General features: G+C 52.2%; 20 protein-coding genes. All 20 read left to right on the top strand.

Going from position 1 to position 17,020, the window contains the following annotated elements; all coding sequences use genetic code 11:
- Positions 1 to 2 precede the first annotated feature (2 nt).
- The 20 genes from EL294_RS06250 (at position 3) to rplN (ending at position 17,012) form a co-directional block, all read left to right on the top strand.
- Positions 3 to 1,547: a UDP-N-acetylmuramoyl-tripeptide--D-alanyl-D-alanine ligase gene (locus EL294_RS06250; RefSeq protein WP_126465867.1), complete on the top strand. Its 1,545-nt coding sequence runs from the start codon at positions 3 to 5 to the stop codon at positions 1,545 to 1,547.
- A gap of 111 nt (positions 1,548 to 1,658) precedes the next feature.
- The gene (locus tag EL294_RS06245) at positions 1,659 to 2,834 is read left to right on the top strand and encodes a D-alanine--D-alanine ligase family protein (protein ID WP_126465865.1); all 1,176 of its coding nucleotides are present in this window, start codon (positions 1,659 to 1,661) and stop codon (positions 2,832 to 2,834) included.
- A 9-nt stretch (positions 2,835 to 2,843) separates the two neighbouring features.
- Positions 2,844 to 4,985, top strand: coding sequence for a ribonuclease R (gene rnr / locus EL294_RS06240; RefSeq protein WP_126465863.1), 2,142 nt, complete (start codon positions 2,844 to 2,846; stop codon positions 4,983 to 4,985).
- Complete coding sequence (gene smpB, locus EL294_RS06235) at positions 4,939 to 5,406, top strand: SsrA-binding protein SmpB (RefSeq protein WP_126465861.1); 468 nt, start codon at positions 4,939 to 4,941, stop codon at positions 5,404 to 5,406. Before rnr ends, smpB begins: the two co-directional genes overlap by 47 nt.
- Positions 5,407 to 5,494: 88 nt before the next feature.
- Positions 5,495 to 6,040, top strand: a complete 546-nt coding sequence (locus tag EL294_RS06230) for an NADPH-dependent FMN reductase (protein ID WP_126465860.1) — start codon at positions 5,495 to 5,497, stop codon at positions 6,038 to 6,040.
- Between the two features lie 366 nt (positions 6,041 to 6,406).
- Entirely contained in the window at positions 6,407 to 7,057 is a 651-nt protein-coding gene (locus tag EL294_RS06225) for a hypothetical protein (RefSeq protein ID WP_126465858.1), read from the top strand.
- Between the two features lie 371 nt (positions 7,058 to 7,428).
- Positions 7,429 to 8,370 (top strand): DnaJ domain-containing protein, encoded by a 942-nt coding sequence (locus EL294_RS06220; protein WP_126465856.1) that lies wholly within the window; start codon positions 7,429 to 7,431, stop codon positions 8,368 to 8,370.
- An 87-nt stretch (positions 8,371 to 8,457) separates the two neighbouring features.
- Positions 8,458 to 11,037 carry an ATP-dependent chaperone ClpB gene (gene clpB / locus EL294_RS06215; protein ID WP_126465854.1) on the top strand — a complete coding sequence of 860 codons (2,580 nt, stop codon included), beginning with the start codon at positions 8,458 to 8,460 and terminating at the stop codon, positions 11,035 to 11,037.
- A gap of 501 nt (positions 11,038 to 11,538) precedes the next feature.
- Positions 11,539 to 11,856: a 30S ribosomal protein S10 gene (gene rpsJ / locus EL294_RS06210; RefSeq protein ID WP_126465852.1), complete on the top strand. Its 318-nt coding sequence runs from the start codon at positions 11,539 to 11,541 to the stop codon at positions 11,854 to 11,856.
- A gap of 50 nt (positions 11,857 to 11,906) precedes the next feature.
- On the top strand, positions 11,907 to 12,539 hold the full coding sequence (gene rplC, locus EL294_RS06205) for a 50S ribosomal protein L3 (RefSeq protein WP_126465850.1): 633 nt from the start codon (positions 11,907 to 11,909) through the stop codon (positions 12,537 to 12,539).
- Between the two features lie 19 nt (positions 12,540 to 12,558).
- Positions 12,559 to 13,182, top strand: coding sequence for a 50S ribosomal protein L4 (rplD, locus tag EL294_RS06200; RefSeq protein WP_126465848.1), 624 nt, complete (start codon positions 12,559 to 12,561; stop codon positions 13,180 to 13,182).
- A complete protein-coding gene (gene rplW / locus EL294_RS06195; RefSeq protein WP_126465846.1) occupies positions 13,182 to 13,472 on the top strand; it encodes a 50S ribosomal protein L23 in 291 nt (96 codons plus the stop codon). Before rplD ends, rplW begins: the two co-directional genes overlap by 1 nt.
- Before the next feature lie 20 nt (positions 13,473 to 13,492).
- Positions 13,493 to 14,323: a 50S ribosomal protein L2 gene (rplB, locus tag EL294_RS06190; RefSeq protein WP_126465844.1), complete on the top strand. Its 831-nt coding sequence runs from the start codon at positions 13,493 to 13,495 to the stop codon at positions 14,321 to 14,323.
- A 14-nt stretch (positions 14,324 to 14,337) separates the two neighbouring features.
- Positions 14,338 to 14,619, top strand: coding sequence for a 30S ribosomal protein S19 (rpsS, locus tag EL294_RS06185; RefSeq protein WP_126465842.1), 282 nt, complete (start codon positions 14,338 to 14,340; stop codon positions 14,617 to 14,619).
- 13 nt (positions 14,620 to 14,632) lie between these two features.
- On the top strand, positions 14,633 to 14,968 hold the full coding sequence (gene rplV, locus EL294_RS06180) for a 50S ribosomal protein L22 (protein WP_126465840.1): 336 nt from the start codon (positions 14,633 to 14,635) through the stop codon (positions 14,966 to 14,968).
- Between the two features lie 14 nt (positions 14,969 to 14,982).
- Positions 14,983 to 15,717: a 30S ribosomal protein S3 gene (rpsC, locus tag EL294_RS06175; RefSeq protein WP_126465838.1), complete on the top strand. Its 735-nt coding sequence runs from the start codon at positions 14,983 to 14,985 to the stop codon at positions 15,715 to 15,717.
- A 17-nt stretch (positions 15,718 to 15,734) separates the two neighbouring features.
- Positions 15,735 to 16,175, top strand: coding sequence for a 50S ribosomal protein L16 (gene rplP / locus EL294_RS06170; protein ID WP_126465836.1), 441 nt, complete (start codon positions 15,735 to 15,737; stop codon positions 16,173 to 16,175).
- Positions 16,165 to 16,371 carry a 50S ribosomal protein L29 gene (gene rpmC / locus EL294_RS06165; RefSeq protein ID WP_126465834.1) on the top strand — a complete coding sequence of 69 codons (207 nt, stop codon included), beginning with the start codon at positions 16,165 to 16,167 and terminating at the stop codon, positions 16,369 to 16,371. The genes rplP and rpmC overlap by 11 nt, the downstream gene beginning before the upstream one ends.
- A gap of 3 nt (positions 16,372 to 16,374) precedes the next feature.
- On the top strand, positions 16,375 to 16,629 hold the full coding sequence (rpsQ, locus tag EL294_RS06160) for a 30S ribosomal protein S17 (RefSeq protein WP_126465831.1): 255 nt from the start codon (positions 16,375 to 16,377) through the stop codon (positions 16,627 to 16,629).
- Between the two features lie 14 nt (positions 16,630 to 16,643).
- A complete protein-coding gene (rplN, locus tag EL294_RS06155) occupies positions 16,644 to 17,012 on the top strand; it encodes a 50S ribosomal protein L14 (protein WP_126465829.1) in 369 nt (122 codons plus the stop codon).
- The last annotated feature ends 8 nt before the right edge of the window (positions 17,013 to 17,020 follow it).

The raw sequence follows: 17,020 nt of genomic DNA, 5'->3' as shown, positions 1-17,020 counted from the left end.
AAATGGAAATCTTACAAGCATCGAATTTGCTGCCGCTGGTGATCGTCTATGCGCTGCTCGCAGCGATTACGTATTTTTTGGCGAGGCGGCGGGCGGAATACCCCCTGCATATGCTGCAGCTGTCGGGGTACGAGGAGTCGGAATTTCTTCGCTGGATCGGCGAACACAAAGACCGCATCACAAAACTCGTCTACACCAAGACCTCCGAAAAGACGCCGCTGGTAATGACCGACCGGGCAAAGCGCCTGTTCGCCGTACACCGCCGTCTGACGGGTCTGTTTTTGGTGGCGGTTTTTTGCCTCGCCTTTCTCTTTAGCGGAAGGCTCTTGCTCTCCGCGATTCTCTTGGCGGCGGGGCTCTTTGCGGTCTACTACTTTCAATATAAGATCCTGATTCTCGCCAACCGCATCAATTACCCCCGGGAGATGGAGATCAATCGCGGGTTTTTCGTGGCGGCGCAAAAAAAGATTCGAGCATTGAAGGGAAAGGGGCTCAATGTCGTCGGCATCACCGGAAGCTTCGGCAAGACCTCGACGAAGTTTATCACCTCGACCGTATTGGAAGAGGCCTTTCGGGTGCAGAACACGCCGTCTTCATACAATACGCCCATGGGCCTTTCGAAGGTGATCAACAACGAATTGGACGAATCGGACGAAATCTTTTTGGCGGAGCTCGGCGCCAAGGTGCCGGGAGAAATCCGCGAAGTAGCGGAGTTGGTGCAGCCGTCCATCGGCATTATTACCGCCATCGGGCCCACCCATATGCATCTGTTTAAGACCATCGAAAACATTCAAAAGACCAAATACGAACTGATCGAGTGTTTGGACGAGAAGGGCATCGCGATCTTTAACTACGACAACGACTACGTCAAACCCCTGGCGGATCAGACGAAAAAGCGCACCATTCGCTACGGCATGGAACACATCGAGGCGTTGGACGTATACGCGAAGGACATCTCGGTCTTTGAGCGGGGCAGTCGCTTCACCCTCGGCTTTCGAGGCGGCCGGGAGGCGGCGGTAGAGACCAAGCTGCTGGGGCGGCACAATATCTCCAATCTTTTGGCGGCGGCATCGGTAGGGTATGTGCTGGGCATGGATCCCGAGGCGGTGGCAAAGGGCATCGCGCGGGTGGAACCCGTGGAGCACCGGCTCAATATCGTCGACAGCCCCACCGGGGTGATTGTAATCGACGACGCCTTTAACTCGAATCCCGTGGGCGCCCGGGCGGCGCTCGACGTGTTGGGACAGTTCGAAGGCGGAAAAAAGATCATCGTCACCCCGGGCATGGTGGAACTGGGCGATATGGAAGACGAGGAGAACTACAAGCTGGGCGAGGAGATCGCTCGGGTGGCGGATTACGCCATTCTCGTGGGCGAAAAGCGTACGGCCCCCATTCAAAAGGGCCTGCTCGCCGGCGGATTTTCGAAGGACCGCATGATCGTGCGAAACAGCTTAGAGGAGGCGACGGCTTCTCTCGCCAAGATCACCGCGCGGGGCGATGTGGTGCTCTTCGAAAACGACCTGCCCGATAGTTACGACGAAGAATAAGAGGGGGCGAACGACGGGTTCGCCCTTTTTTCGCGGGGTTTTATCCGATTCTTTGACGGATACAGGGCCGCGCTGTGATAAAATAGGGAGATATTGAACAGGAGGAATAGTATGAAAAATATAGCGGTGTTTTTCGGCGGTCGCAGCGTCGAGCACGAAGTGAGCGTCATTACCGGCATGCAGGTAATCGAAAACCTGGACAAGAGCCAATACAAGGCCATTCCGGTTTATATCACCAAAGAAGGAAAGTTTTTGGGCGGCGAAGTGCTCGCGGATTTTAAGACCTTTAAGAGCGGCGACTTTTCCGAGACCGAGGAAGTCTATTTTAAGGCGGATCCGTCGGACAATCGGCTCTACACCATGCGCGAAGAAAAGGGAGGCCTCTTTTCCAAAGGCGGCGTGCGCGAGGCGGTCTTTGCCGAGGTGCATATGGCCTTTGTAGCACTCCACGGCACCTTCGGCGAGGACGGCTCGATTCAGGGATTTTTCGACACGCTGAATATCCCCTATATCGGCTGCTCGACGCTGAGCGCCGCGGTGGGGATGGACAAAAAGATGATGAAAGACGTATTTATCGCCCATGGCCTGCCGGTCCTCGAAGCCGAGTGCTTTTTCCGCGGCGAGTGGGAAGAAGCACGGGAGCAGGTAGAAGAGAAGATCGCCGCGCTGGGGTACCCCGTATTCGTAAAGCCCGCCAATCTCGGCTCTTCCATCGGAATCACCAAGGTCAAAGAAGCGGCGGAGCTCGCCGATGCCATGGAACTCGCCTGTTCCTATGACCGCAAAATCCTCGTAGAAAAGGCGGCGGAAAACCCACGCGAGATCAACTGCGCCGTCTTGGGGTACGGCAAAGACGTGAAGACCAGCGCCTTGGAAGAACCCATGGGCTGGAAAGAACTCTTGACCTTCGAGGACAAATACGTATCGGGCAATAAAAAAGGACCCGCCGCCAAGGGCGAAAACCCCCGAAACTGTCCGGCGCCGGTGGACGATGCCCTAAAGGCGGAGATCGAGTCTTTGGCCGCCCGCGCCTTTATGGCGATCGATGCCTGCGGCACCGCGCGCATTGATTTTCTGGTTACGGAATCGGGTACATTTGTCAATGAAATCAACACCCTTCCCGGTTCGATGGGCTTTTATCTCTGGGAACCCGTGGGGATTTCCTTTACGGAACTCCTAAACGAGGTCATCGCCCTGGGAGAGTGGCGTTTTGCGGACAAAAACCGCAATATGTATGTCTACGACGCCCATCTCTTCGAAAAAACCGGGTACGGAAGCAAGCTTTAAGGAGGCAGTATGTCCATTCGAAACAATGTGTTGGCACTCGTAGAGGAGGAGGGGCCGCTATCCAAGGCGGAGATTTTTCGGGCCCTCGCGGTAAACGGCAATCTCGAAAAGGAGATGAAGTCGCTCTTAAAAGACATGGTCAAAGACGGTGTCTTGTATCGCGACGAGGATAAGCGCTACCGCGCCAGCGAAAAAGAGGGCCTGATGGCGGGCCGGCTGCAGGGCAACGAAAAGGGCTTCGGCTTTTTCGTCCCCGACGACGAAACCCTGGAGGATCTGTATATTCACGGCACCAAAATGAACACCGCCATGCACAACGACCGCGTGCTGGTGGAAAAAATCCCGCCCAAAGACCCCGAAAAGGGCGAAGAGGGCCGCGTCGTCACCGTGCTCGAGCGCGCCAATCACCGCATCGTCGGCATCTTCGACGACGCCGGAAAATTCGGCTTTGTAAAGCCCGACGAGCGCAAGATCTCGATGGACATCTACATCCCCGGCAAGCGGACCGCCGGCGCCCGGGAAGGGCAAAAGGTCGTCGTCGACATCGAAAAATTCCCCACCCCCAATCGCAAGGCGGAGGGCAAGATCGTCGAGATCTTGGGCTATCCCGACGAAAAGAACGTCGATATATTGAGTATCGCCTACGCCCTGGGGATCGACCTCGAATTTCCCCGGGAGGTCTTAGAGGAGGCCGAGGCGATTCCCCAGACGGTGCCCACCTCCGCCATCGCCGGCAGGCGCGATTTGCGCGAAATCCCCACCTTTACCATCGACGGCGCGGATTCCAAGGACTTCGACGACGCGCTGAGCATCGAATTTTTGGAAAACGGCCGCTATCGGGTGGGCGTACACATCGCCGATGTGGCAGAATACGTCGTGGCGGGAAGCCATTTGGACAAAGAAGCCTATAAGCGGGGCAACAGCGTGTATCTGTTGAATAAGGTCATTCCCATGCTTCCGAAGGAGCTCTCGAACGGCATCTGCTCCTTAAACGAAGGGGTGGACCGCCTTTGCTTGACGCTGCTCGCCGAAGTGGACGATGCCGGCAAGGTCTACGACTTCGACATCTGTGAATCGGTAATCCGTAGCGATCGCCGCCTGGTCTATACCCATGTCAGCGACCTCTTGGAAGACGGCAAAATCCATCCTTCCCTCGAGGGGCTGGAAGCGGCTTTGATCAAGCTCAACGAGATCGCCCGGGCGCGCAAGAAAATGCGCAACGAGCGGGGCAATATCGACTTCTACTTCGAAGAACCCTATATCGAGCTCGACGACGAGGGCCGGCCGATCTCCATCACCCTCTACGACCACCGGGAGGCGAACGAGTTGATCGAGGAATTTATGCTCCTCGCCAACGAAACCGTCTCCGAGACCTATTCCAAGAAGAAACTGCCCTTTATCTACCGGATCCACGAGGAGCCGAGCCAAGAAAAATTAGAGCTCTTAAACTCGATCATTCGCCCCTTCGGCCATCACATCGACCTGACGCGGGATGTGACGCCCAAGGACATCCAAAAGATCACCCAAGGGGTGGTCGGAAAGGACGAGGAAAGCTTGGTGCAAACCATGGTGCTGCGCAGCATGCAAAAGGCGCGATACAGCGATCAGCGCGACATCCACTTCGGCCTGGCGGCGGTATATTACTCCCACTTTACTTCGCCCATTCGGCGCTACGCGGATCTGACCATTCACCGCGTCATTAAGCAGGATCTCAACAAGACCTTGGATCAGCGTCTTGTGGATCGCTACAAGATGAGCTTTCCCGACATTGCCGATCATATTTCCGAGACCGAAAAGGTCGCCCAGGAGGCGGAACGCAAGGTGGTCGATGTAAAGATGGCGCAGTATATGTCGGATTTTATCGGCGAAGAGTTCCCCGCAAAGGTATCGGGCATTACTTCTTTCGGCATCTTTGCCCAGCTGGAGAACACCGTGGAGGGCCTGATCAGCTACGCTTCGTTGGACGAATTCTACCGATTCGACGAGGACAATTATACGGCCGTGGGCGAGAGAACGCATAGAGAGATCAAAATGGGAGATCCCATACGAGTCGTCGTGGTCGGCACCGATCCCATTAAGGGAAAGATCGACTTCGGCATGGCAGGTGAGGAAAATAGCAAAAAAGACAAACCTGAACGTACTGGCCAATAATCGCAAGGCCTTTCATGAATTTCATATCGAAGAACGCTACGAGGCGGGCATCGCCCTAAAGGGCACCGAAGTGAAGAGCATAAGGAAGGGGCAGGTGAATATCAAAGAAGCCTATTGCTTTGTAGAAGACGGCGAGCTGTTTATCGAGGGCATGCACATCGCGCCCTATGAGCAGGGCAATATCTACAACCAAGATCCTCTCAGAAAGCGCAAGCTCTTGATGCACAAAAAAGAGATCTACCGCCTGGGGAAGGAGGCTGACCAAAAGGGATTCACCCTCGTGCCGCTCAAGGTCTACTTGAACCGGGGGCGGGTCAAGGTCGAGATCGCCACCGCCCGCGGCAAGAAGCTCTACGACAAGCGCGAATCGATAAAAAAGCGCGATGTGGAGCGCAATTTGGCGCGCTATGTCGATCGCTAGAGGCCACATTGTTTAGAATCGAAAAATGCGGATATATATATACTCCTCCAAAAGGATATGGTATATATCAGAATAAAAGGAGTAAGTTATGTCTAAAAAAACCGGTTTGATCGTAGGTTCGTTGCAAAAAAATTCCTGGAATCGCAAGGTGGCGGAAGTGGTTCAAAAACTCTTCCCCGACGGATACGAGGCGGAATTTATCGAGATCAAAGACCTTCCCCTCTTTAACGAGGACTTTGAAAAGGATTTGGAAGAGCCCGAAAGCTACGCACCGTTCCGCGAGGCGGTAAAGGAAAAAGACGGCATCATCTTCTTTACGCCGGAATACAACCGCACCTTTACCCCCGCCATCAAAAACGCCGTCGACGTCGGCAGCCGCCCCTACGGCAAAAACGTATGGGACGGAAAGCCCGCTGCGGTCGTAAGCGCATCGCCCGGTACCGGCGGCGGCATGGCGGCGAATCTCGGCCTGCGCCAAGGCCTGGTGTGCCTCAACCTGATCCTTCTGCAAAAGCCGGAAGTGTATTTGGCACAAATCCACAATTCTTTTGCCGGCGGCGAACTGTCCGACCGCACCAAGGCGCTCTTGGAACAATTCGTAGAAGCTTATATCGAACATCTAAACAGATTCTAAGAATTGGAAAATAGAGAATTGGCTCGCTTCGGCGGGCTTTTTTTGCGCCCGTTTCGTGTAAAATAGAAGAGAGAGAACAAAAAGGTCAGAAAAGGACAAAAATCGAAGTTCTAAAGATATAGCTATAAATTCCCATTTAGGAAATATGTTCGAAACTCAAACAAATAGAGACATTTTATATTTATAAAATATACAAGAAAAATATTTCAGAATAAACAGAAAATAACGAATGTTTTTATTTATTGACATTTACCATTAACAAACGGTAGAACAATGACAATGCTTAGCATTTAGCTTGATAAATTGTTAAAATACTAAGCTTTGTGTAGTTACCTTAATCTTAATTAGTTGTAGAAGGAGGAGATTATGAGAAGAACCATGTTTATGTTGTTGTTTGTGTTATGTGTTTCCTTATTATTAGGGACAGAAAAAACAGCTTTAACAGCTTCAGCTGAATTGGAGAAAGATATTCCTGAGATTGAGCAGCAGCTTCGTGATTATGGCGTTAGTGAAAATGACGTTGTTAAATTGATCGATAAATTAAGACGTGGCGAAGTGTGGGATTCGATGAAACCGGAATACCAGGATCTCAAACCGCAAATCGTTGCTGAAAACTACGAAAAGACAATCTATCCTGATGGTTCGGTGGCTGTTCAGACTTATGAACCGATCTCTTCTAAAGCGACTGACGATGGAATGACTTCTCTTTCGATCGTTAATAAAAAGGGAATTCGTGTGAAGAGAAGCATCGTGTTATTAACCCTAGAATTTAAGGTAAATTATAGTAGGGATACATCTACTGGAAGGGCAAAAATAACATCTCAATATGGAAAAGCTTATTATGTAGTAGGCGGCACCGCAAAAGAAGATACAAGCGGATTCAAGAAAGGCTGGCTTAATCCTACCCATGCTTGGTACGCGGTAAACTATACTGGATACCAGAATGTATCAGCAGGACGCTATTGGGTAAAAATATTTGTAAATGGCAATGGAAAATGGGAAGAATCAAATTTTTAATCCCTAAGGAGTAGTGGAGTATGGCTAATGTTCCTTTTCTTTTAAGTGGTGTATTGAGTATTGTTACTCTCGTTGTTCTCATATTATTCGGAGCTTGCTGTATAAAATATTAATTTGGGAAAAAGTAAATATTTGTAATAGCAATAAGCAAAATTTCAGAAAAACTGAAAGAAGTTAGCTTGAATCGGGCAAGTAAATTTACTTGCCCGATTTGTTTTTCAAAGAATTCTAAGGGTAGAAATCGACAAATAGTTTATTTTGAAGTGCAGAGAAAATTAAAAGTCAATTAAGATCAAATCAGGCTTGCGATTTTCTGTAAATCAGATATAATTAAATAAGGTCAAAGAAAGTCAATGCGTTTGAGGTGATCTATGGAATACAAAGACTACTATAAGATATTGGGCGTAGATAAAGACGCCGACGACAAGACGATCAAAAAAGCATATCGAAAACTGGCCAAACAGTATCACCCCGACCTACACCCGGATGATCAGGTGGCACAGGAAAAATTCAAAGAGATCGGCGAGGCCTACGAAGTGCTCTCCGATGCCGAAAAGAGAAAGACCTACGATACCTTCGGTTCGACGGGCAACTTTACCGGGGGCATGAACTTCGACCCGTCGCAATACGGCTATACCTATACCACCACCGGCGGCGAGGGCGATTTCAGCGATTTCTTTGAAATGTTCTTCGGCGCCGATGCCGCGGGCGCCACAGGTGCAGCGGGCGGTGGAAGAGGCCGCAGCCGCAGCTTCAATATGTCGGATCTCTTCGGCGATTTTCGCGGATCCCGGGGGGCGCGCAAGCCGCCGCGGCAGCAGTACAATACGGAACTCTATATCTCCCTCGTCGACGCCTATGGTGGGGTAAACCGCAATGTGACGCTTAATATCGGCGGACGGCAGGTCGACGTTTTGGTCAAGGTGCCCGCCGGAATCACCGAGCGCAAAAAAGTCAAAGTGCGGGGCGAAAAGTTCGGCATCGAGGGCGATATTCTGTTTGAGATCCGCATCGATATGCCGAAAGACACCGCCATGGAAGGGCTGGATCTCTATAAAAAAGCCGAGATCTATCCCTGGCAGGCGTACTTCGGCGACAAGATCGTGGTGGATCTGCCGGCGGGCAAGATGCGCATCCGCGTCCCCGAAAAAACCCGGGGCGGCTCCAAACTGCGGCTCAGAAATAAGGGATTTCGCGATCTCAAACAGAAGAGCGGCGATGCCTATATCGAGTTTGTCATCGTAAACCCCGCCACGCTTACAAAGGAAGAAGAAGAACTCTATCAAAAATTACAAGAACTGCATCGGCAATAATTTTTTACGGCGGTTCTCTATCAATAATACGCACTAATGAAAGGATATACACCCAATAAGTAATACTAAGATAAGAAAGGGAATGCCATGCAAATCGATAAATTTACGCAAAAAAGTTTAGCGGCCATCGAAGCCGCCCAAAATTTGGCGCAGGAATACGGCAACCCCGAAGTCGACGTCCTCCACCTGAACAAAGCGCTCTTGGCGGACGACGAGGGGCTGATTCCCCGCGTGCTGGAATATATGGACGTAGACGGGCGCGAAGTGGAAAATGCGGTGGATCGGGAGATCAATCGCCTCTCCAGGCAGACCGGCGCCACACCGCGGCCTTCGAATGCGCTCAACGGGGTACTCACCGACGCGCTCAAAGAAGCGAAGCGCCTGGGCGACAGCTATGTCAGTGTGGAGCACTTGTACCTCGCCATGCTAAAGGGCGAAGGGGTGAACAACCGGCGCGTGCTAGAAAACCACGGCATCGACGAAGACACCTTTATGGCCGCCTTAAAAGAAATCCGGGGCAATCAGCGCGTCACCTCGGACAATCCGGAAGACACCTACGAAGCGCTGGTAAAATACGGCAGAGATCTTACCGTCGAGGCGAAAAAGGGCAAGATGGACCCCGTCATCGGTCGCGACGAAGAGGTGCGCCATGTGATCCGCATTCTCTCGCGCCGCACGAAAAACAACCCCGTGCTGATCGGAGAACCGGGGGTCGGAAAGACCGCTATCGTCGAAGGGCTCGCCCAGCGGATTATCGCGGGCGATGTGCCCGAAGGCCTAAAGAACAAGACGGTGTTTTCGCTGGATATGGGGGCGCTGATCGCCGGCGCCAAATACCGCGGCGAGTTTGAAGAACGACTGAAGGCGGTCCTCAACGAAGTCAAGGAATCCGACGGCGAGATCCTCTTGTTTATCGACGAGATCCACAATATCGTCGGCGCCGGAAAATCCGAAGGGGCGATGGATGCGGGCAATCTCTTAAAGCCCATGCTCGCCCGGGGGGAACTGCATGCCATCGGGGCGACCACCCTCGACGAATACCGAAAATACATCGAAAAGGACCCGGCGCTGGAGCGTAGATTCCAAAAGGTGACCGTGCAGGAGCCGACCGTAGAGGATACGATTTCGATTTTGCGGGGGCTCAAAGAAAAGTACGAGATCTATCACGGCATCCGCATTTCGGACTCGGCGGTGATTCAATCCGCGGTGCTTTCCGATCGCTATATCACCGACCGCTTTTTGCCGGACAAGGCGATCGACCTGATGGACGAGGCCTGCGCCATGGTGCGCACCGAGATCGAGTCGATGCCCACCGAAATCGACGAGATCCGTCGGCGTATTTTGCAGCTGGAGATCGAGCGGGAGGCGCTGAAAAAGGAAACCGACGAGGCGTCCTTTAAGCGGCTGGAAAAATTGGAAGGGGAACTTTCCGAAGAAAAATCCGATTTCGACCGGCTCACTGCCCGTTGGGAATCGGAGAAGAAAGAACTGGAAGGCGAAAAATCCCTAAAAAAAGAGATCGACCGCATTCGCCATGAAATCGAAGAGGCGGAGCGCAATTACGATCTCGAAAAGCTCTCCGAACTCCGCTACGGCAAACTGCCCCGCCTGGAAGAGGCGCTGAAGGCAGAGGAGCAAAAGGAAAAGCGGGACGGCCGTCTGATTAAAGAAGAAGTGACCGAAGAAGAGATCGCCGAGGTCGTCAGTAAGTGGACGGGCATTCCCGTCGCGAAGCTCGCCGAAACCGAGCGCGAAAAGCTGCTTCGCCTCGATGAAATTTTGCGACAACGGGTGATCGGGCAGGAAGAAGCCACCAAGGCGGTAAGCGATGCCGTGCTCCGTGCCCGCGCCGGCCTCAAGGCGGAAAACCGGCCCATCGGGAGCTTTATCTTCTTGGGGCCCACCGGCGTCGGCAAGACCGAAACGGCAAAGGCGCTCACCGAAGCCCTCTTCGACGACGAGCGCAATATGGTCCGGATCGATATGAGTGAGTATATGGAAAAACACGCCGTGTCCCGACTCGTGGGTTCGCCCCCGGGCTATGTGGGATACGAAGAAGGCGGACAGCTCACCGAGGCCGTGCGCAGAAAGCCCTATTCGGTGATCCTCTTCGACGAGATCGAAAAAGCGCATCCCGACGTGTTCAATATCCTGTTGCAGGTCTTGGACGACGGCCGATTGACCGACAACCAGGGCCGCACCGTGGACTTCAAAAACACCGTCATCATTATGACCTCGAATATCGGTTCCCAGGCTTTGATCGAGGGGATCGACGCGGACGGCGAATTGTCCGAACGCTCTCGCGAAGAAGTGTCCGATATGATGAAGATGCACTTCCGCCCGGAATTCTTAAACCGGATCGACGAGATCGTGCTCTTTACGCCGCTGGAAAAAGACGAAATCAAGCGCATCGTCGACGTGGCGGTTCGCGACATTCAAGCGCGCCTGTCCGATCGGGAGATCGCCATCGAGCTTTCCGATGCGGCGAAGGAACAAGTGCTCAAAGAGTCCTATACCGTACAATACGGTGCACGGCCCGTAAAGCGCTATATTCAAAACCACATCGAAACCAAACTCTCCCGCGCGTTGATCGCAGGCGATGTCGTCGACGGCGACCGCGTACGCGTGGACTACGAGGGCGACGAGTACGCCCTCAGCGTTCTGTAAGCGCACAAGCGGCCCTATTCTATAGAAGAAAAATAAAACAACGCCCATCGGCGCCAAAAGATGCATACTGCGGTATGCATCTTTTTTTGTGTCCGCACTTTGTAAAGTTTTCAAAGGATTTGAAAAAACCTTGCAAAGTACGGGTTCATCGTGTATTATCAGGAAGCTGTCCGAGCAGGAGGCGCTCCCCGCGAGGTGCGAGAGATTTGAAGAAATTACAGGAATTTCAACGCAACCCTTGTATTCGCGCGCCTTTTCATGTATAATGCTCGGGTATGTGTATGACATGCGTTGAAGCAATAGGTGGCTTTGAAATAGGCCGATGCGTAAGCGGCGATTCGTCGCCGGCAGCCTATGGAAAAGGGAATTATTGTCGAGAATGTCCAATCGCGAATTGGGCGACAGAGCGCCCATATTTTTTTAAGGGGTAAAGAAAACACCCGGATCGGTTGATCGGCGCTCTTCCCTAAATGTTGAGGAAAATGCAATAGGAGGGACTTAATGTCTGCAAATGTAAAACAAAAAATCAGAATTCGTTTGAAAGCTTATGACCACGAGTTGCTGGACAACTCCGCTCACCGTATCGTAGAAGCCGCCAAAGGCAGCGGCGCGGAAGTATCGGGTCCGGTACCCTTGCCCACGGAAAAAGAGATCATCACGATTCTTCGTTCCGTACACAAACATAAGGATTCCAGAGAGCAATTCGAACAAAGAACGCACAAGCGTCTGATCGATATCCTGGGCCCCAACCAAAAGACCGTGGACTCTCTCATGAAACTCAATCTGCCCGCAGGCGTAGATATTGAGATAAAACTGTAAGCTGTCGGACTATACGATTGCCTGGCAATCCGCTGTAATGGAGGTATTTTATGAAATATGCACTAGGTAAGAAGATTGGCATGACCCAAATCTTTACCGAAGAGGGAACCCAGGTTCCCGTAACGGTCGTGGCCGTCGAACCCCAAGTGGTCGTTCAAAGAAAGACGAAGGAAGTCGACGGATACGATGCGATTCAAGTCGCTACCGGCTCGGTAAAGGAAAAGCGCGTCAACAAACCGGTAAAAGGCCACTACGACAAGGCCGGCGTGGCATACAAGAAGTATTTGCGTGAATTCCCCCTCGCAGAAGGCGAAGACTACAATGTCGGCGACGAGCTGAAAGTCGACGTATTCGAAGCGGGCGACCGCGTAGACGTCGTCGGCACCAGCAAGGGTAAGGGCACCGCAGGCTTGATCAAAAGACATAATTTCGGCCGCGGTCGCGAAACCCACGGTTCCAAGTTCCACAGAATGCCCGGCGGTATGGGCGCGGCTTCCTATCCGGGACGCGTCTTCAAGGGCCACCGCATGGCCGGCCGAATGGGCAACGAACGCGTCACGGTTCAAAACCTCGAAGTTATCCGCGTCGATGCGGACAACAACTTCCTTTTGATCAAGGGCGCCATCCCCGGACCGAAGAACGGACTCGTTCGCGTCCGTGCTACTGTAAAGAACAGTAAATAAGCGAGAGGAGGACACACGAATGACTAAGTTTCAAATGATCGACATGCAGGGCAATTCGGTCGAAGAGATCGAACTTTCCGATGCGGTCTTTAACGTAGAAATCAACGAACACGTCGTCTATTTGGTAGTAAAGAACATTCTCGCCAACAGACGCCAAGGTACACAGTCCGCAAAAACTCGCGCTGAGGTTCGCGGCGGCGGCAGAAAGCCCTGGAGACAAAAGGGCACCGGTCGTGCAAGACAAGGTTCCATCCGCGCACCCCAATGGAGAGGCGGCGGCATCGTGTTTGCACCGAAGCCGAGAAGCTATCGCTATACCACGCCGAAGAAGGTTCGTCGCCTGGCGATGAAGTCCGTTCTGAGCGCAAAGGTACAAGAAAAAGAATTGATCGTCGTCGACAAATTCCAAATGGATGCGCCGAAGACCAAAGAATTCGTACAGAGCTTAAAGAAGATGGGCGCGGCCAATAAGGCGCTGGTAATCGCGGAAGGCGCCGACAACAATGTGTTGCTGAGTGCAAGAAACCTCGCAGGCGTAAAGACCGCCACCGTCGGCACCATGAATGTCTACGACATCTTGAAATACGACTCCCTGATCCTGACGAAGGAAGCATTGGATAAAATCGTGGAGGTGTATAACTAATGAAAAACTTTGATATCATTATCCGTCCGCTGGTTACGGAAAAATCCATGATGGATATGGAAGAAAACAAGTACACCTTTGAAGTCGCCAAGAAGAGCAACAAATCGGAAATCAAAAAGGCCATCGAGTCCATTTTCTCCGTCAAGGTGGAAAAGGTCTATACGATGAATATGACCGGCAAGGTGAAACGCCAAGGCATGAACTCGGGCAAGCGTCCCGACTGGAAAAAGGCCATCGTCAAGCTCACCGCCGACTCCAAGCCGATTGAATTCTTCGACAGCATGCAATAAAGCCTAAGGAGGGAAATCTAATGGAGATCAAAAGATATAAAGCGACGACCAACGGCCGCAGAGGCATGACTGTCGCAAGCTTTGAAGAAATTACGAGAAACAGACCCGAAAAGAGTCTGCTGGTCACCTTAAATAAATCCGCCGGACGAAACGTCCACGGTAGAATCACCAGTCGTCACAGAGGCGGCGGTACCACCAAGAAGTACCGGATTATCGACTTTAAGCGTCAAAAGGACAACATCCCCGCAAAGGTCGCACAAATCGAATATGACCCCAACCGTTCCGCATACATCGCCCTGATCAACTACATGGACGGCGAAAAGCGCTACATCTTGGCGCCCAAGGGACTGAAGGTCGGCGATAAGATCGAATCCGGCGAAGAAGCGGATATCAAGATCGGTAACGCCCTGCCCCTGCGCGCTATCCCCGTAGGTACCACGGTCCACAACATCGAAATGACCCCCGGCAAGGGTGGCCAATTGGCCCGTGCAGCCGGAAGCGGCGCACAGCTGATGGCAAAAGAAGGCAAGATGGCCCAACTCCGTCTGCCCTCCGGCGAGTTCCGTCTGGTAAGCGTCGAGTGCAGAGCGACGGTAGGCAGCGTCGGCAATATCTCCCACGAACTGGTTACCCTGGGTAAGGCGGGTCGCAAACGCCACCTCGGCATTCGTCCCCACGTTCGCGGTTCTGCAATGAACCCCGTCGATCACCCCCACGGTGGTGGTGAAGGTCGTACCCCGATCGGTCGTCCGTCCCCGATGTCCCCCTGGGGCAAGAAGACGCTCGGCCTGAAGACGCGTCAAAAGAGCAAGAAGAGCGATCGCTACATTATTCGTCGCAGAACGAAATAAGGGAGGAGGAAGCAATGTCCAGATCCATTAAGAAGGGACCTTTTGCAGATGAACACCTGCTGAAGAAGGTAGACGCCCTGAACGAAGCAAACAAAAAAGAAGTTATCAAAACATGGTCTCGTCGTTCGACGATCTTCCCGGAAATGGTGTCCCACACCATCGCCGTTCACGACGGAAGAAAGCACGTTCCGATCTATATCACCGAGGATATGGTAGGTCATAAGCTCGGCGAATTCGTATTAACCCGCACTTTCCGCGGCCACACCAGCGGCGAAAAGGCAGCGAAGCTGAAATAAGGAGGAAGAACGAATGGAAGCAAGAGCAATTGCAAAATACGTGCGGATTTCTCCTTTGAAGGTAAACTTCATTTGTGCGGAAATTCGCGGCAAGCAAGTCGAAGAAGCCCTGGCGCTTCTGAAATTTACCCCCAAGCGCGGCGCCCGTGAACTGTATAAGGTTCTGCACTCCGCCGTCGCTAATGCGGAAAACAACCTGAATTTGGATCGTGAAGATCTGATCGTTAAAGAAGCATATGCCAACGACGGTCCGACGATGAAGCGCTATCGCCCCAAGGCGAAGGGTATGGCTTATCCCATCCTGAAGCGTTCTAGCCACATCGGCGTCGTCGTTTCCGAAAGAGAATAAGGAGGAGGAGAAGAATGGGTCAAAAAGTAAATCCGCACGGTCTTCGTGTAGGGATCATTAAAGATTGGGATTCCAAATGGTATGCCGATAAAAAAGACTTTGGAGATCTCCTCGTCGAAGACGATAAAATCCGTAAATTCGTAAAGAAGCATCTGTATCAGGCGGGCATCGCCAGAATTGAAATCGAACGCGCGGCCAACAAGGTCAAGATCTCTATTTCCACGGCAAAGCCGGGTATGGTGATCGGACGCGGCGGAAGCGGCGTCGAAGAGCTGCGTAAGGATCTCGAAAAGCTGACCGGCAGAAGCGTCGTCATCAATGTCGACGAAGTGAAAAACCCCGACCTGGACGCAACCCTGATCGCGGAAAACATCGCGCAACAACTGGAACGCCGTGTGGCTTTCCGTCGCGCTATGAAACAAACCATCCAACGCGTTATGCGCCTCGGCGTCAAGGGCATCCGTACCCAATGTTCCGGTCGTCTCGGCGGTGCCGATATGGCGCGCCGCGAAGGCTACAGCGAAGGTACCATCCCCTTGCAAACCCTGCGCGCCGACATCGACTTCGGATTTGCCGAAGCGGACACCACCTACGGCAAGATCGGCGTAAAGGTATGGCTCTATAAGGGCGAAATCCTTCCCCAAAGACCGGAAGGACGCAGAAACCGCAGAGACAACAGACGTCGCGGCAACGACAATCGTCGCGGCAGCAACCGTAGAAATCAAGGCCAAGGCCAAGACAGACGGTAAGTGAGGAGGAAAGCAATATGTTAATGCCGAAAAGAGTAAAATATCGGAGACAACATCGTGGCAGAATGAAGGGTGTCGCCCACAGAGGCAACACTTTGACCTACGGTGAATACGGCATCCAAGCATTGGAACCGACCTGGATCACCTCCAATCAAATCGAGGCCGCACGTCGTGCCATGACCCGTTACATCCGCCGTGGCGGTAATATCTGGATCAAGGTATTCCCCGACAAGCCCGTCACCGAAAAGCCCGCTGAAACCCGGATGGGTTCCGGTAAGGGTTCTCCGGAGTACTGGGTTGCCGTCGTTAAGCCGGGACGCGTCCTGTTCGAATTGGGCGGCGTTTCCGAAGAAGTGGCGAGAGAAGCGATGCGTCTTGCTTCCATGAAGCTTCCTATTAAGACGAGATTTATCGCCAAAAATACGGAAGAAAGTGAGGGCGACTCTAATGAAAAGTAATGACATCCGTAAATTATCCAGTGAGGAACTGAATAACAAGGTGTCCGAGTTGAAAAACGAACTCTTTAACCTTCGCTTTCAACTGGCGACCGGTCAATTGGACAATCCGTCTACCATTAAAAATGTCAAAAAAGACATTGCTCGCGTAAAGACCATCCAAAGAGAGCGCGAGCTCAATATGGAAAAGGAGGCGTAAGGTATGGAAAGAAATCAACGCAAAGTGATCTCCGGCAAGGTCGTAAGCGACAAGATGGACAAGACCATTGTCGTGGCCGTAGAGACCTTCAAAACCCACCCGATCTACAAAAAGAGATTCAAAAACACCCAAAAATATAAGGTACACGACGAGAATAACGAAGCGGGTATCGGCGATACCGTACGCGCTATGGAGACACGTCCCCTGTCCAAGGATAAGAGATTCCGACTCGTCCGCATCGTAGAAAGAGCGAAATAAGGGAGGTCTTCGGAATGATTCAACAAGAAAGCAGATTGAAAGTCGCCGATAACTCCGGTGCAAGAGAACTCGGCGTCGTCAAGGTATTGGGCGGTACGAATCGCCACTATGCAAATATCGGCGATATCGTCATTTGCTCCGTTAAACACGCAACACCCGGCGGCGTTGTTAAAAAAGGTGCCGTCGTCAAAGCGGTTATCGTGCGTTCCAAAAAGGGCATTCGTCGTTCCGACGGAACCTATATCAAGTTCGACGAGAACGCTGCGGTCGTTATTAAAGACGACAAGAACCCCCAAGGTACCCGTATCTTCGGACCCGTAACCCGCGAGCTTAGAGGAGAAAACTTTATGCGTATTATCTCCCTCGCTCCCGAAGTTCTTTAAGGAGGTGG

The organism is Aedoeadaptatus ivorii (genome assembly GCF_900638585.1).
Lineage (GTDB): Bacteria > Bacillota > Clostridia > Tissierellales > Peptoniphilaceae > Aedoeadaptatus > Aedoeadaptatus ivorii.
The sequence above is the reverse complement of the archived record's forward strand: the minus strand, read 5'-3'. Positions and strand labels throughout refer to the sequence as shown.